Source organism: Kaistella faecalis (genome assembly GCF_019195395.1).
Taxonomy (GTDB): domain Bacteria; phylum Bacteroidota; class Bacteroidia; order Flavobacteriales; family Weeksellaceae; genus Kaistella; species Kaistella faecalis.
Genome location: NZ_CP078067.1, coordinates 1,312,792 through 1,327,857 on the forward strand (window position 1 = coordinate 1,312,792; position 15,066 = coordinate 1,327,857).

A 15,066-nucleotide genomic window follows, 5' to 3' on the forward strand; every position below is an offset into this window, starting at 1 on the left:
GGTATATCTGAGTCTTTTTTTTTATCTGAATTCTATATTTTTAAATCGGTATGAAAACTACAGCGGCTACTGCTGCCAATCCCAAAATAATTGACGAGAAAATATCCACTTTTTTTACTTCACGTACGTCTGATTTCGCAATCGCTATATCTTCTCCCGTTTTTGTTTTTCCGTAAATAGTGGTTTCATCCTGCTTCAGAACCTCCATTTTCGTCATTTTTCCATCATTGGTCTGCACGGTATATTTCTGGTACAATTCAAGAGAATTTTTCTGCATTGGTTTCTGTACGCTCACGACTCTTGTCTGGCAAGATGTTAAGATAAGGATGATTAATAGAGTGAGTATTGAAAAGTATTTCTTCATTTTTTAAAATTATTGTCCCAAAATTAATAAAATAAATCTTTACTGAATCATTTCGGGGCCGTTATATCATTTGGAATTCAAATCTTGGGCCATCAGCCACGCTGCGCTCCAGCACGCCTGAAAATTAAATCCGCCGGTAACTGCATCAATATTAAGAACTTCGCCCGAAAGGTAAAAGTTAGTGAGGATTTTAGACGACATATTTTTGAAATCGATCTCCTTTAATTCTACACCGCCTGCCGTCACAAATTCGTCCTTATAAGTAGATTTTCCTGTAACAGTCATTTGGTTTTCGCAGAGATTTTCAGTAATCTTCTGAAGTTCTTTTGTGGTAATATTAGAGATGTTTTTATCCAAATCAACCTTTGAAAGCCACAAAATGCGATGCCAAAACCGAGTTGTAATATCAAAAATTTTGGAGGCGCCAACCGTCTTTTTAGGGTTATCATTTCTGAAACTTTTAAAAGTTTCTTCTGCATCAACCCTATCGGTTCCTAAAAAGTTAACGACAATATTGAATCTGTATTGCTGTGCCGCAAGTTCCCGGGCTTTCCATGCAGAAATTTTCAGGATTGCAGGTCCGGACAATCCCCAATGCGTAATCAGCATCGGCCCGGATTCCTCCATTTTCAGGCTCGGAATCGATACTTCTGCGTGGGGAAAACTTGTGCCCATTAAATCCTTTAAAGTATCATTTTTAATGTTGAAGGTAAAAAGCGATGGAACCGGTTCCACAATATTATGCCCGAGGTTCTTTATCAGTTTCAGCGATTTAGGCGAACTTCCGGTGGTGTAAATAACGTAATCTGCAACATACTCAGCAGTATTTGTGCTAACCACATACTTTGCGTCCTGTTGCTTAATATCCAGAACTACAGACTGGGTTTTTACTTCAAACCTCTTATTAGCCACTTCATTAACTAAAGTATCAATAATCGTTTGCGACGAATTGCTTTCCGGAAAGATTCGGTTGTCGCCTTCAATTTTCAGGGCAACATTTCTTTTATCGAACCAATCCATGGTATCTCCAGGCTGAAACTTATGAAAAACGCTGAGCAGTTCTTTGTTGCCACGCGGATAAAAGCTAACGAGTTCTTTCGGATCGAAACAGGCGTGCGAAACATTGCATCTACCGCCACCGGAGATTTTCACCTTCTGCAGTACATCCGAATTCTGCTCTAAAATGGTAACACTATACTTGGCTTCATCGAGATTTGCGGCACAGAAAAATCCTGCTGCTCCGCCTCCGATAATGATAATTTTCTTTTTGCTCATCTTTTTATAACGTCCTGAATCATTTTTCTTGGAATGATATTCGCGGTGATGCAAAAATACAATTTTTCCACCCCATGATTAATGCTTAATTTTGTGGCTGCAATAAAGGGGGTAATAAATCCAGAACCGCAATAGGGATTGCAATGAAAATCCTTTTTTTGGCAGCGCCGGAAAAAGATTGGAATGTAAAGCCCGACCCGAGGAAGGGACAAAGCGGGGCGAGGGGATTGCCCAAAATAAATCTAGAAAAAATGTCGGTATACCATTACAAATTCGAAGTTCGCTGGAGCGATATTGATGCCAATAAACATCTTGCCAACTCGTCTTACGTTCAGTATTGTGCGCAAACGAGAATGGCTTTTATGAATACCCATAAAATGGGCCTGAAGGAACTCAGCCGATGGGGAATCGGGCCAGTGATCCTACACGAAAGATATTCGTTCTTCAAAGAAATTTTTGCAGATCAAACGGTTTACGTAAGTCTGGAAATCGCCGGAATGTCGGAGGACGCAAGTATTTATCAGTTCATCCATAAATTTTATCTTCCTGATGGAACGCACTGCGCAACATCTGAAGCAACAGGAATCTGGATCGACATGATGCTGAGAAAAACCACCACTCCTCCTGAAGAAATTGAGGAAGTTATGAAGGAGTTCAGTACGGAAAACACAAAAATTCTTACCAGAGAAGACCTTAGAGATCTGCCTTTCAAGCCTGAAAATGTGGAAGCTTTTCATAAGAGAGGAACTTTTACCTGGAAAAAAGATAAAGAAGAAAACTAACCGAATCAATTAGCGACAAACGATATAATTATGCTCGAAGATAAAGCTCCGCAACTGACTCCGATCTCCGCTTACGGTGAGTTTGGTCTCATCAAACACCTGACCGAAAATTTTAGTTTCGAAAACGAATCTACTGAAGTTTCGATCGGCGACGATGCTGCGGTAATCAATCCGGGAAATCAGAAAGTGGTGGTTACGACCGATGTTCTGGCTGAAGGCGTACACTTTAATCTGGGGTATGTTCCGTTGAAACATTTGGGTTATAAAGCCGTTGTAGTTAATCTGAGCGATATTGCAGCGATGAACGCTGTTCCTACCCAAATTCTGGTGTCACTCGCAATTTCTAACCGCTTTCCCGTAGAAGCGCTGGAAGAAATTTATGCAGGCATTGCTTTAGCCTGTAAACGCTACAAAGTTGATCTGGTTGGCGGCGATACTACGAGTTCTACCTCTGGTTTGGTGATGAGCATTACTGCTATCGGTATTGAGAACTCCGAAAATATCGTGAAAAGAAGCGGCGCAAAACCTAATGATCTGCTGGTGGTAACGGGAGATTTAGGCGGCGCGTATCTTGGTTTGCAAATCCTGGAAAGAGAACATTCCGTATTTCTTGCGAACCCGAATATGCAGCCGGAAATGGAAGGCTACGATTATATTCTGGAGAAACAGCTGAAACCCGAAGCAAGAACCGATGTGAAGAAAATTTTGGATGAACTGGGCGTAAAACCAACTTCTATGATTGATGTTTCCGATGGTTTGTCTTCGGAAATTCTGCATCTTTCAGACCAAAGCAAGGTTGGTTTCCGTTTGTATGAAGAAAAAATTCCGCTGGATTCGCTTACGATTTCTACAGCAGACGAACTGAATTTAAACCCTGCAATGTGTGCGATGAACGGTGGGGAAGATTACGAACTGCTATTCACAATTGCACCTGAAGATTTCGAAAAGATCAGAAATCATCCGGATTTCAGTATTGTAGGTCATGCGGTGGAAGCCGACCAGGGGAATTATCTGGTAGCAAGAGGAAGTAACGAACTTATTGCGCTGAATGCCCAGGGTTGGGATGCATTCCTGAAAAAATAAATCAAACCTTCTTTCCTACAAAGGCTGCAAAAACATTAGGATGGATGAGCTCTTCGACATTCACAGAAATGTCGTTGGTTTCAATTTCGGGTTTTTCAAATTTTGTTTCATCGAAAAAAAGGAGATTCCACCCGCCGTTGCTGTATTCCAGATAAGATAAATTTTCGATCCAGTCGCCGGAATTCAGGTAACGGACGCTGCCATCTGATTTGGTAACGATACGGTCTGCGGGCTGGTGAATGTGGCCGCAGATCACGTAATCGTATTTGTTTTCGATGGCCAGTGCAATAGCCTTTTCCTCAAAATTACCGATAAATTTCACGGCATTTTTTACGGAGTTTTTTATTCTTTTTGAGAGCGAAACTTTTTTCTGTCCTATACTTTCAAGCATGAAATTAATGGCCCGGTTCACCAGAATAAGCCAGTCGTAACCGATTCCGCCAATTTTAGCGATAAATTTTGCACCGCCTTTTGTGGTATGATCGAAAATATCGCCGTGAAAAAACCAGTGCTTCTGACCGTTAATTTCCACCAGGTACTTATCCGTAAGAAAGAGGTTTCCCATGGTTAAATCCGAATATTTTCTCAGAAACTCATCGTGGTTTCCTGTAATGTAAATTATTTGGGTCTCACTTTTCATCATCCGGAAAAACTCACTTAATACCGCCATGTGAGAGTTCGGGAAATATTTCTTTGAGAATGCCCAGCCATCGATGATGTCGCCGTTCAGGATCAGGAGTTTCGGATTGACCGATTTCAGGTAGGCAACCAATTCGGTAGCGTGACAGCCATAAGTTGCCAAATGGATGTCCGAAAGGACTACGATTTCTACTTCTCTTTTTTCCATGAGTATTTCTCAAAGTTAGCAATTGAATGTTAAATAACAGTGAATGGAAGTTTAAGGTTGAGCAAAAAAACTTCTTTTCAAGTTGAAAAAACATTATGGCAACGATATCTTATTAGAAAACAAATGGTCCTGCCCATTCGCCACCTGTACCATTGGAGCAATTGGCCTTAACATAAAAAGCTTTCCAGTTACAATACATATTGCTGATCGCGATGGATGTATTTGAAGTGGTAAAGGTTTGCCCTCCCGGCGGATCGGTAACTCCCTGAACAATGGAGATGGTATAGCTCTGCGGGGAACCGTAGGAACTCCAGGAAAAACCTCTTGTGGCGCCCAAACCTACATTACAGCTTCCCGAAATCACATAACTGTTTAAATTGAAAGGTTTAGGACAGGTCGGAGTCGCGGTGTAAGTAAATTTCTTAAAAATATTGGAATCCCCTATAAGGCAAGTCGTTCTTACATAGAAATCATATGTTTTATTAAGGTCTAAATTATTAAAATAGAGATTGCTTTCGCTGTTTCCGCCCTTAATTCTGGTGCCGGTTCCTAAGGTGAAACCCGCTGGTCCGAACTCAACCTCGTGATACGAAAAACTTCCGCCGGTGTACGCAATCTGTATAATCGTTTGAATAGGATCATACTGATAGAACTGAGCGGTTGTCGTTCCGTTACATTGGCTCAGCTGTGTTGTAACGCTGGATAATTTGTACGGCGCACTACTTTCTGAACTGCTGCAGATTCCGGTGATGTAGAAATCGTAAGTGGTTGAAGAACTTAAATCTGTAATTTCTAAAGTTGTATTTGAAGTGGTTACCGATTTTCCTGTGCCCTGTGAGAAACCGCTAGGACCGTACTCAACTTTATAAGAATTAGTCCCGTTTCCTCCTGCAAAATTCAATACGACACTGCCCGCATAAGTCTGAAAGTTTACATTGGTCACTTTTCCGCAGTTGTTTGATGGTGAAGATTCACCTTCATCCCTGGAACATCCCATAAAAACAAGCAAAGAAAGCAGTAAAGCAAAAACGGTAGATCTCAAATTCATAGATTTTTTATTTTGGGCCATAAAAATATAAAAAAAACCTGACTGGGAATACAGTCAGGTTTTGATATTATCAACGCAACTAATTATGCGTTTGGTTCAATAGATACGAAAGATCTGTTGTTTGCTTTCTTTCTGAAAACTACTTTTCCGTCAACTAATGCGTGAAGCGTGTGGTCTTTACCCATTCCCACGTTTTCACCCGGGTGGTGTGTAGTACCTCTCTGTCTCACGATGATGTTACCGGCAATAGCGTCCTGACCTCCGAAAATCTTTACACCCAATCTTTTGGAATGCGATTCTCTACCGTTTTTGGAACTACCAACTCCTTTTTTGTGTGCCATTTTATTTTAAGGTTTTTGGGTTAAAATTACTCAGCAGTTTCGCTGTCTGCTTTTTTGGTTGTTTTTTTAGCAGGCTTCTCTTCAGTTGCTACTGCTTCTTTTTTTGCTTTTGGCTCAGCTTTTTTCTCTTTTTTACCGTTATCGAAACCAGTGATTCCTGTAATAACGATTTGAGTTAAAGATTGTCTGTGACCGTTTTTCTTTTCATAACCTTTTCTTCTTTTCTTTTTGAAGATGATTACTTTATCCGCTTTCACGTGATCTAAGATTTCAGCATCAACAGTGATACCGCTTACAGCCGGGGCGCCGATTGTTGTAGTACCGTTTACAGTAAGAAGAACTTTATCGAAAGAAACTTTTCCTCCTTTATCTCCTTTTAAACGGTTCACAAACAACTTCTGGTCTTGCTCAACTTTGTATTGAAGCCCTGCTATTTCTACAATTGCAAACATTGTTTATAAATTTTGTTAGTTAATTCGAGGTGCAAAAGTAAGAAATATTTCTGATTTATCCACAATGATGCAATATTTTTTGAATATTTTTCTACTTAAAAACCTGAAAATTACATTTATAGCCGCAAAAGAATAAAAAAATAAATACCCCGAAGACGATTTCGTGTATTTTTAAATTAAATTTGATTTTTCCTTATACCATGAAAAGAGATTTATACATTGATTTTGCCAAAGGTTTTGCCACATTAGCCATTATTTTTATCCATACCGTTTTCTGGTCCGGACAGTTTTATGTTCCTACTGAAATGCGGGTTCTGTCCCTTTTGATTGATGTGCCTTTATTTTACGCCTTAAGCGGATTAACCTCGGGCGGAAATGTAGAGAAAACCCTTTACAGGCTTCTGAAACTGCAGATCACCTTCATGATTTTTGTAACCTTTCTTTTCTTTCTCGACTACCTTTTCAAGGTCTTCGGCCTGAATGTTTTCGGTCTGGAATTGATGAAAGACTTCTACTCCACTTTCGGGGCGAAGTATGTTCCGCAGAATATTTCTGATGTTCCGCAATGGCAGAATCTCGGGAACTGGTATCTTCATCAATATACCAATGCAGATACATTCCCTGTGGTGATGGGAAGTTTCTGGTACCTGAAAGTATATTTTATTCTCACGGTTTTCGGGGTTCTCATCTTAAGATTCTTCCCGAAACACATCAACTGGTTTATCGGTGTGTGCTTTGGTTTAACCTTACTTTTCAATCTGTTACCCCACTATTATCCGACAGGGCAGGTTGGTTACGTTGCATTTTACTTAGGATTATTCCTTGCAGCGCATCAGTTAAAGGGAAAAAAGATTCCCACAAAATGGATTCCGGTTTTATACGGAATACTGGCGATCATTCTGATCATCCTGTTCTGGAATTACGGGAAAGATATTTTCCTGAAAATGAATAAGGCCAAATTCCCGCCGAAACTGCTTTATATCTTCTGGTCATGCTTTTCATTAGTTACGCTTTTCGTTCTTTATAACCGACTGAAAATCACCAAAGAGAGCTTCATCACCTATATCGGGAAAAATGCGATTTTCTTTTATTTTGCGCAGGGTATGAGTTCTTCGCTGGTTTACTTTCTTGTCGTTCCTCTGCAGGATGCGATGCCGTGGTGGATTTTAATGATTCTTATTTACCTCATCAATATTGTTTTGGCCGTACTCATTGCTGAAGTACTTAAAAAACTCGACGCTGCCGGCTGGAAGATTTTGGAATTTCTCCGCAAAAAAACCGCTTCAGCATAAACTGAAGCGGCCACAAATACTATACCTGAAGTATAATAATTAATCTGTAGTTCTGTTACCTCTTGCAACAACTGCAATGATAATAATTAACAATAATGCACCAATTACCCAATAAATCGGATTTGTGAACCACTCTTCTGTAGTGCTCGTGGTTTTGGTTGTTGTTACATCAACATTCAGATCCGGAGATTTGGTTGCATCCTGAGCAAATGCCATTACACTGAAGAAAAACGTAAGAACAAGAATTCCGAATTTTTCTAATTTGCTGGTTAATAATTGCGTATTCATAATTTAAATTTTTAATGTTATCATTTCTGTGTTCAAGATTTGTGCCATAATTTGCCATTCTTTTTCGCTAAATTTAAAAATCACTCTGTTATGTTAAAGATTTCACAGGTTTTAACTGAGGAAAATATTGAGTATTTTTACCGAAACTTTTTAGCATGTTTAAACTGAAACTTCTTACCGATCCACGCTGGGCGAATATTGCAGAAGGAAATCTGGAGGAAATCCTTACCGATCACGCATGGTGCGAGCAGAAAGCGACAACCAACGCCATCACGCTTATCACGATGCTTCCGGAATATCCCGAAATCATTACTGAACTTTTAAATATCGCAAAGGAAGAACTCGAACATTTTCAGATGGTTCACGAAATCATCAAAAAACGCGGTTTCGAATTCGGACGCGAAAGGAAAGACGATTATGTTGGTGAACTCATTAAATTCATCCGCCACGGCGGAACGAGGTACGAAAGAATTATAGACCGTATGCTTTTCGCAGCGATGATTGAAGCCAGAAGCTGCGAGCGATTCAAAGTCCTTACCGAAAACATTAAAGACGAGGAGCTGAAAGTTTTTTATAAGGAACTCATGATCTCCGAAGCGAATCATTACACCACTTTTATTGGTTTTGCGAGGCAGCTCGGCGACCCCGAAACGGTAAATAAACGGTGGGAAGAATGGCTGGATTATGAAGCAGAAATCATCAAATCCTACGGTAAAAAAGAAACGATTCACGGATAGCATTTTTTAATGGCCGTCCTCAGAATTTTAGTATTTTTACCGCCGACAATTAATTCAACCCAATGGACCGTAACCGCCTTGAACAGATTCTGAACACCCTTGCGAAATCATTCTTCCAGGGCTTGCTGATTATCGGGCCTTTTGCAGTTACGATCTGGATCATTTGGTATATTGTTTCGAGTATCGATAATATCATCCCTGCACTTTCAGAGAAACTGTATCCCGGCATCACTTTTCTCATCGTGATTTTAGGAACGGCATTAATCGGATATTTAGGCAACAAATTCATTATCGGGCGTGTAGTGGTCGACAGTTTCGACTATCTCTTAGAACATACGCCCGGCATTAAATTCATTTATACTTCGCTGAAAGATGTTATGACTTCTTTCGTGGGCGATAAAAAGAAATTCAACCAGCCGGTTCTCATCAAGACTACAGACGATCCCGAAGTATGGCGCATTGGTTTCCTTACGCAGAAAGATCTTTCCTCGGTAGGTTTTCCCGATTATGTTTCGGTTTATCTGCCGCATTCCTACGCGGTTTCGGGTTGGGTGGTTTTCGTGCTGGCAGAAAATATTGTACTCCTCGAAAATGTGAGCGCTGCACAGGCGATGAAATTCGCAGTCAGTGGCGGCGTTGCCGGCTTCCATTCGGATGACAATATCTTTAAGGCACCGGAATGAGTTTGAGGTTAAGTTACAGATTAAGCTTTTAATCTCAAGATATCTTCTCCGCTCAACCTCAACCTTAAACTTGAACTTTAATGAAACTTCCTTACGCAGAACCATACCGTATTAAAATGGTGGAAGAAATCCGCCAATCCACGCCTGAAGAAAGAGAACAGTGGCTGAAAGACGCCAACTATAATCTATTCAACTTAAAATCCTCGCAGGTTTTTATCGATCTGTTAACCGATTCCGGAACCGGCGCGATGAGCGACCGGCAGTGGGGCGCCCTCATGACCGGAGACGAAAGTTACGCAGGATCGAAAAGTTTCGAACTGCTACATAACACAGTAGAAAAAATTACAGGTTATAAATATCTTTTACCTACACACCAGGGACGCGCCGCGGAAAACGTTCTGTTTTCCGTTTTGGTGAAAGAAGGCGATGTGGTTCCCGGTAACTCCCACTTTGATACAACGAAAGGACATATCGAAATCCGGAAAGCCCATGCCATCGACTGTACCGTGGATGAAGCATTCGATATCGAAAACCTTCACCCTTTCAAAGGAAATATCGACCTCATAAAACTCGAGGAAGTTTATAAAAGCTATCCGAAAGAAAAAATTCCGTTCTGCCTCATTACGATTACGTGTAACTCTTCCGGCGGACAACCCGTTTCACTGGAAAACATGAAGGCCGTGAAAGAACTTTCCGACCGTTACGGAATCCCGATTTATTTCGATTCCGCGAGGTTTGCAGAGAACGCTTACTTCATCAAAAAAAGAGAAGCCGGCCAGGAAAACCGCAGCATCAAAGACATTGCAAAAGAAGTCTTCTCCTACGGCGTTGGGATGACGATGAGTTCGAAGAAAGACGGTCTTGTAAACATCGGTGGATTTATCGCTCTGAATGACGAAGATATTTTCAGGGCCGCTTCCAACATGACCATTATTTACGAAGGTTTCATCACCTACGGCGGAATGGCGGGCCGGGACATGGCCGCGCTGGCGGTCGGTTTGAATGAAGCTACAGAATTCGAATATCTCGAAAGCCGTATTTCCCAGGTGGAATATCTCGGAAACAAACTTATCGAGTTCGGAATTCCCGTGCAGAAACCCATTGGCGGACATGCCGTGTTCGTAGATTCCCTGAAGTTTTTGCCGAATATCCCGAGGGAAGAATATCCTGCACAGACTTTGGCAAACGAAATTTACAAAGAAGCCGGCATCCGCACCGTAGAGATCGGGACGCTTCTGGCAGACCGCGATCCGCAGACAAGGGAAAACCGCTACCCGAAACTCGAACTCGTGAGGCTCGCCATCCCGAGAAGAACTTACACGAACAATCACATGGATTATATCGCTGCCGCCATTAAAAACGTTTACGACAGACGCGAAGAAATAGAGAAAGGGTACAACATTACCTGGGAATCCGAAATCCTGCGCCACTTCACGGTGAAACTGGAACAAGCTTAAAACAACAAAATCCGTTCGGCATTGCTGAACGGATTTTTTGTTACTTTACATTATGGGTTACACTGCGAAAAATATTATTACACAAGCAAGAAAGTTTGAAGAAGCAAGTTTACTGTTAGAACAAAAAACAATAGAAATGACCAAATTACAAAACAGTACTAATCCTGTCTCAATTCAGAGGCAAAGCACAGATGGTTACATAGAACCATCACTTGCACTATTCGGATTTTCTTTGGAGCTTTACTTAAAAGCAATTTTTTTACATGAAAATGGCAAACCAACATGTGGACATGAAATTCCTAAACTCTATGAGAAATTAGGAAGTGAATCAAAAACTTCTATCAAGGAATCTTTTGAAAATTCTACACAACAATACTTAATTGATAATTGTAGTTTTTTTGGTGAAAACAATTACTCTCAAATCTCTTTTGAAGAAAGTTTAGAACAACTATCAGATTTATTTGTGAAAGTAAGGTATATATATGAATACCCTAAAATGGAGAAAAATTTAAGCTTAAGAGAGCCTGTGCGGCAAGCTATTATAAATAGAATTAACCAACTTCAGATTATACATTACCCACTAGACTGAGGCGGACCAACCCTTTACCCAAACCCGCCCCACTTTACACTCCTAAAACCTAAATTCCTCACCCCAACCCACTCCATTACGTCATTTTACCCAATCTTTCGGTCCTTTACCCAAACCATTATATCCCCAAGCCAAATTTTTAACTCAGCAACGCAAAACTTTAGGTCCGGAACCTAATCGTTTAGCCAGAGAACCTAAAATTTTAGCCTTTTGACCGAAACGGTTCTCAAAACAACCGAAACACTTCTGTAAATCAAAAGAAAACAGCCTGCGGAAGCCACAGGCTGTCTCTGATTTAGTGAAAATCAGTTACTCTTCTCCTTCAGGAGCAGGCGCGGGACGTTTGCCGCTTCGCGGAAAAAACTGCTTCAGCTCGTTCATCTTGGTTTCGTAGCCCGCGGCATTGGAGCCGGCCTTGTAACTCGTGTAGGCATAGTCATCGAGGGCTGCCTGGTAGCTATCATAATCGTGCAGAATTTTCGAGTTCTTCAGCCTTTCATCAAGTGCAGCTACGCGGTGCCCGATGTTTTCAATAAACTGCCGGCTCTTCAGATCGTTCTCAAATTCGGCCCAGTCGAGATCAGGCTGCGAAAGGTGGGCGCTGTTCTGGCGGTAATCCCACACCTTGTTGATGAGGAGTTTGTTCTGCTCGTTCACACTGCCGTAAGTGCTGCGTTCATCCGGGGTGAGGGTTGCAGTAAGAGGTGCGAGTGCAGTTTCCAGCGTAGTAAGCGCGGTTTTAATTTCGTTCATCTGCGCTTCAGTAAGGTGCGCATTGTTCAGGTTGTTGATGGGCATAACATTGTGTTTTTATGGTTAGTGCAACTAAAGTAATAGAAAAAGGGCTTTTCAACCACCGTTAAAAAACCCTTTTTATTCTCTTCCTAATCCGCAAATTACCTGTTCTGCAGCTGCATCATTCCCTCCTGCGACACACAGTCGTAATTCCAGGCGGGGCTGAAGGTGAGTTCAATTTCTACTTCGATGCCGGGGAATTCTGTTTCCAACGCGTTCTGTACACCGGTTTTTATGGCATCACCCATGGGGCAGAACTGGGAAGTAAGCGTCATCACGACCTGCACTTTGTTTTCTTCGGGGAAATTAATTTCGTAGACCAGGCCCAGATCGATGATGTTGACCATCAGTTCGGGGTCTATCACTTCGTAAAGCGCCATTTCGGCACGGCGCTGCATATCGTAGGTTTTATCGTTTTCGTTGAATATCATGCTGATTTTTTTGATTGGTGAAAGATTAATTTAAAAACATTCAGACAGTAGATCACCGCTACGGCGAGCCATAAAACAAGTCCGATTCTGATCACTGTTAACTGCTGAAGCGCCAACCCCAGCGCAAAAACCAGGAACGCGGCAATGAAAAGCCTGAACTGCCAGATGGTGAGTTTCGCGTTGAAAAGGTCTTTCGGTAAAGGAATTTTTGCCTTCCCTGTAAGATCTTTATAATGGGTGTTCCAGATGATGAAGGGCAGCGTTTTGAAGGTTTTGCCGAGGATGATATTCGTGATCCAGCCCAGGAAAATAAGGGTGCCGTACACCATCGTCCACCGGTAACCTTCGGAATAATACACCACCGGAATCAGCAGCATGGCCAGCATTAAACTCAGAAAAGAAAGAAAGGTGTGCTTCATGAGCAGTTCGATTCTTTTTCTCAAACGGTTTCTGAAAACATCAAAAAGAAAAAGCAGCCAGAACACAATTCCTGTTAAAACCAGCGCAGCGTAAATCATCACGCGCGCCGTTACCTCAAAGAAAAAACCGTCAACCAGGAATAAGATGAGCCCAAGGTTCTGAAAGATAAAGGCTTTTTTAAGCAGATGTTCCTTCTCCGATTTCCCCAGCAGAAACATGGGAACCAGCTTTGTGCTTACACCGGCGATGAGCTGCAGAAACCAGCCCGCGATACCCATGTGCGCATGAAGCTTCAGAATTTCCAGATGGCTTACCCGAAATATGGGCGACGTGAGACCTAGGTTTATCGCGAGTAACAGCCCGACCGAAACCGTAAAAAGCAGCCACAGCGAAGAACTGATGAGAAAGAGTTTCTGGGTGGTGAATTTCCTGAAAATTCTTGTCGTCTTCAAAACATTAATCACGAAAAGCAACACGGAAAATACAATCAGCGATCCGCCGGCAATCATCACACAACCGGTATCCAGGTTCCAGAATTTCCAGGTAAGCAAGATGATTCCAAGGGTTAAGGTGTACCAACTCGCCGCTGCCATGTTCTCGCTATAGAGGTCCCGCTCGCAGATCACGGGTAAAAGCTGGTGCGCGGCCCCGAAGATAATCATGGTTCCCCAACCCAGCGCAGCAATATGCACAATGGTGAGCAAATGCGGATTGAAATAGTGCTGGGTAAAAGACTGGGGCGTGCAAAGCATCACGATACAAAGGACCAGAAACGCAACGGCTCCCGTTGCATAAAACGGCAGTACTGCTTTGTTTCCGGGCGCCCGGCCAATGTGGATATGTGCCATTACTTTTTGAAAATCAACATTTTTACATCGCCTTCTGCCACGTTATTGATATGAACTTCGAAATCCTTGTCTGCCAGTTCTTCCAGAAGATAAACCGGAACTCTTTTGTGATCGATAAACAGCGCGTTGCCTTCAGGGAGAATTTCGAGCTCGCCCAAAATAGCCTGCATCGGGCCGGGCATTTCAAGTTCGCGGACATCAATCCGGCGAAGCTGATCATCACTGAATTTGGCAAGGATTTCACTGAATTCGTCACTGCCATTTATCTGTAATTTATTTCCGGCCAGTGGGGCAACCTCAGCATCTTTCTTTTTCTTAAGGAAATAGGTATGGAATTCTTTGTCGCTGATGGTTTCCACAAACGTATCTTCGGCTTTTTCCTGTTTCAGAAGATGGATTAAAGGTATAGGCACAAAACCGTTGATCACGCAGAGAATCTCCCCCGGTTTCACTTCTTTGAAACGGTGAAGGATTTCTTTCAGCGGATCGGCACCGTCGTCGATAATCGGGCGCACATCGTAAAAATCAATGATTTCTTTTGGAGCATCTTTCAGCCACGAAGGTTTGGGAGTTTCCGATAACTCTTCCTTTGCAGATTCTTCGCCTTCAAAAATAAATCCCAGCGGCGACAGCACGCGTTTGAAATCATCCACTTTAGTTCCGGTCATTTTTGAAGCTTCAGCAATGGTAACGCGTGACGCCATGATTTTTCGGAGAATAGGATTCTTCAGTTTCTCCAGCGGTTTTGCAATGGAAGCAATGGCATCAACACTGCCTGGGTTTTCCTTGATAAGCTCCGAGATTTTTGTATTTACTGAAATTGTTTTCATAGGTGGTTCTTTTTTTCCTTTGCCCAGAATTCATCATCATAATCTTCCACAGCGTCGTGGTCTTCACCATGAAGAACTTCACCGATCTTCCCAAGTTCCTGATCTGAAAATTTTTCTTCAAGGTAAGGGAAAAGTTGCCGCTCCTCGTATCTTGTGTGGTCATCAATCAGCGTGGCAAGATCAAGCAAAAGCGGATAGGTTTTAGCAGTTGACCTTAAATTAATCTCATTGATTTTTGCCAAAATCCTCTGATGATCGGCCAAACCTTTCTTCACCATTTCATCTTCTGTATCGATGAAAAGCAGTTTCTCCTCCGTTGCAAAATGGCTCTGCAAATGATGCAGCCAGAACCAGTTGGTGTAACGGATCATTCTTTCGGGTTCTGTTTCTCCTTTTACACCGGTGCGCAGTTTCCAGCAGAAAAGCAGCGTGGCGTGATGTTCGCGGGAAACGGGAACCAGATTTTCGTTGCGTTTGATCGGTTTTTTTTCCATTGTTGGATTT

19 protein-coding genes are annotated in these 15,066 nt (G+C 42.0%); 7 read left to right on the top strand and 12 right to left on the bottom strand.

From position 1 onward, the window contains the following. Positions 1-40: 40 nt before the first annotated feature. The gene (locus KTV93_RS06265; protein ID WP_218250442.1) at positions 41-364 is read right to left on the bottom strand and encodes a bacteriophage spanin2 family protein; all 324 of its coding nucleotides are present in this window, start codon (positions 362-364) and stop codon (positions 41-43) included. Positions 365-430: 66 nt separating this feature from the next. After that, positions 431-1,639 carry a BaiN/RdsA family NAD(P)/FAD-dependent oxidoreductase gene (locus tag KTV93_RS06270; protein ID WP_218250443.1) on the bottom strand — a complete coding sequence of 403 codons (1,209 nt, stop codon included), beginning with the start codon at positions 1,637-1,639 and terminating at the stop codon, positions 431-433. Positions 1,640-1,890: 251 nt separating this feature from the next. Between KTV93_RS06270 and KTV93_RS06275 the strand changes: the two genes are divergently transcribed. Both KTV93_RS06275 and thiL read left to right on the top strand, forming a co-directional pair. Further along, positions 1,891-2,421 (top strand): acyl-CoA thioesterase, encoded by a 531-nt coding sequence (locus KTV93_RS06275; protein WP_218250506.1) that lies wholly within the window; start codon positions 1,891-1,893, stop codon positions 2,419-2,421. 30 nt (positions 2,422-2,451) lie between these two features. Further along, the gene (gene thiL, locus KTV93_RS06280; protein ID WP_218250444.1) at positions 2,452-3,504 is read left to right on the top strand and encodes a thiamine-phosphate kinase; all 1,053 of its coding nucleotides are present in this window, start codon (positions 2,452-2,454) and stop codon (positions 3,502-3,504) included. Position 3,505: 1 nt separating this feature from the next. Here thiL and KTV93_RS06285 read toward each other — a convergent pair whose 3' ends face one another. The 4 genes from KTV93_RS06285 to rplU all read right to left on the bottom strand — a co-directional run bounded on the left by KTV93_RS06285 (position 3,506) and on the right by rplU (position 6,192). Continuing rightward, a complete protein-coding gene (locus KTV93_RS06285) occupies positions 3,506-4,351 on the bottom strand; it encodes a UDP-2,3-diacylglucosamine diphosphatase (RefSeq protein ID WP_218250445.1) in 846 nt (281 codons plus the stop codon). Between the two features lie 112 nt (positions 4,352-4,463). Continuing rightward, the gene (locus KTV93_RS06290) at positions 4,464-5,399 is read right to left on the bottom strand and encodes a hypothetical protein (protein ID WP_218250446.1); all 936 of its coding nucleotides are present in this window, start codon (positions 5,397-5,399) and stop codon (positions 4,464-4,466) included. 83 nt (positions 5,400-5,482) lie between these two features. Continuing rightward, positions 5,483-5,740: a 50S ribosomal protein L27 gene (rpmA, locus tag KTV93_RS06295; protein ID WP_218250447.1), complete on the bottom strand. Its 258-nt coding sequence runs from the start codon at positions 5,738-5,740 to the stop codon at positions 5,483-5,485. Between the two features lie 26 nt (positions 5,741-5,766). Further along, on the bottom strand, positions 5,767-6,192 hold the full coding sequence (gene rplU / locus KTV93_RS06300; RefSeq protein ID WP_088359220.1) for a 50S ribosomal protein L21: 426 nt from the start codon (positions 6,190-6,192) through the stop codon (positions 5,767-5,769). Positions 6,193-6,392: 200 nt separating this feature from the next. Between rplU and KTV93_RS06305 the strand changes: the two genes are divergently transcribed. Further along, the gene (locus KTV93_RS06305; protein ID WP_218250448.1) at positions 6,393-7,484 is read left to right on the top strand and encodes an acyltransferase family protein; all 1,092 of its coding nucleotides are present in this window, start codon (positions 6,393-6,395) and stop codon (positions 7,482-7,484) included. A gap of 39 nt (positions 7,485-7,523) precedes the next feature. Here the strand turns inward: KTV93_RS06305 and KTV93_RS06310 are convergent, their stop codons facing one another. After that, positions 7,524-7,772 (bottom strand): hypothetical protein, encoded by a 249-nt coding sequence (locus KTV93_RS06310; protein WP_218250449.1) that lies wholly within the window; start codon positions 7,770-7,772, stop codon positions 7,524-7,526. A gap of 155 nt (positions 7,773-7,927) precedes the next feature. Here KTV93_RS06310 and KTV93_RS06315 point away from each other — a divergent pair, with 155 nt between their 5' ends. From KTV93_RS06315 to KTV93_RS06330, 4 genes are all read left to right on the top strand, one after another. Next, entirely contained in the window at positions 7,928-8,509 is a 582-nt protein-coding gene (locus KTV93_RS06315) for a MiaE family protein (RefSeq protein ID WP_218250450.1), read from the top strand. Positions 8,510-8,571: 62 nt separating this feature from the next. Beyond that, the gene (locus KTV93_RS06320; protein ID WP_218250451.1) at positions 8,572-9,192 is read left to right on the top strand and encodes a DUF502 domain-containing protein; all 621 of its coding nucleotides are present in this window, start codon (positions 8,572-8,574) and stop codon (positions 9,190-9,192) included. A gap of 80 nt (positions 9,193-9,272) precedes the next feature. Continuing rightward, complete coding sequence (gene tnaA, locus KTV93_RS06325) at positions 9,273-10,649, top strand: tryptophanase TnaA (RefSeq protein ID WP_218250452.1); 1,377 nt, start codon at positions 9,273-9,275, stop codon at positions 10,647-10,649. A gap of 52 nt (positions 10,650-10,701) precedes the next feature. Next, the gene (locus tag KTV93_RS06330; protein ID WP_218250453.1) at positions 10,702-11,238 is read left to right on the top strand and encodes a hypothetical protein; all 537 of its coding nucleotides are present in this window, start codon (positions 10,702-10,704) and stop codon (positions 11,236-11,238) included. Between the two features lie 309 nt (positions 11,239-11,547). On the opposite strand, the gene KTV93_RS06335 is transcribed toward KTV93_RS06330, so the two are convergent. From KTV93_RS06335 to KTV93_RS06355, 5 genes are all read right to left on the bottom strand, one after another. Then, the gene (locus KTV93_RS06335) at positions 11,548-12,036 is read right to left on the bottom strand and encodes a hypothetical protein (RefSeq protein WP_031503114.1); all 489 of its coding nucleotides are present in this window, start codon (positions 12,034-12,036) and stop codon (positions 11,548-11,550) included. Positions 12,037-12,134: 98 nt separating this feature from the next. Further along, complete coding sequence (locus KTV93_RS06340; RefSeq protein ID WP_218250454.1) at positions 12,135-12,464, bottom strand: metal-sulfur cluster assembly factor; 330 nt, start codon at positions 12,462-12,464, stop codon at positions 12,135-12,137. Next, a complete protein-coding gene (locus KTV93_RS06345; RefSeq protein WP_218250455.1) occupies positions 12,461-13,732 on the bottom strand; it encodes a hypothetical protein in 1,272 nt (423 codons plus the stop codon). Before KTV93_RS06345 ends, KTV93_RS06340 begins: the two co-directional genes overlap by 4 nt. Continuing rightward, positions 13,732-14,562 carry a DUF2249 domain-containing protein gene (locus KTV93_RS06350; protein ID WP_218250456.1) on the bottom strand — a complete coding sequence of 277 codons (831 nt, stop codon included), beginning with the start codon at positions 14,560-14,562 and terminating at the stop codon, positions 13,732-13,734. The genes KTV93_RS06345 and KTV93_RS06350 overlap by 1 nt, the downstream gene beginning before the upstream one ends. After that, positions 14,559-15,056: a hemerythrin domain-containing protein gene (locus KTV93_RS06355; protein WP_218250457.1), complete on the bottom strand. Its 498-nt coding sequence runs from the start codon at positions 15,054-15,056 to the stop codon at positions 14,559-14,561. Before KTV93_RS06355 ends, KTV93_RS06350 begins: the two co-directional genes overlap by 4 nt. Between the last annotated feature and the right edge of the window lie 10 nt (positions 15,057-15,066).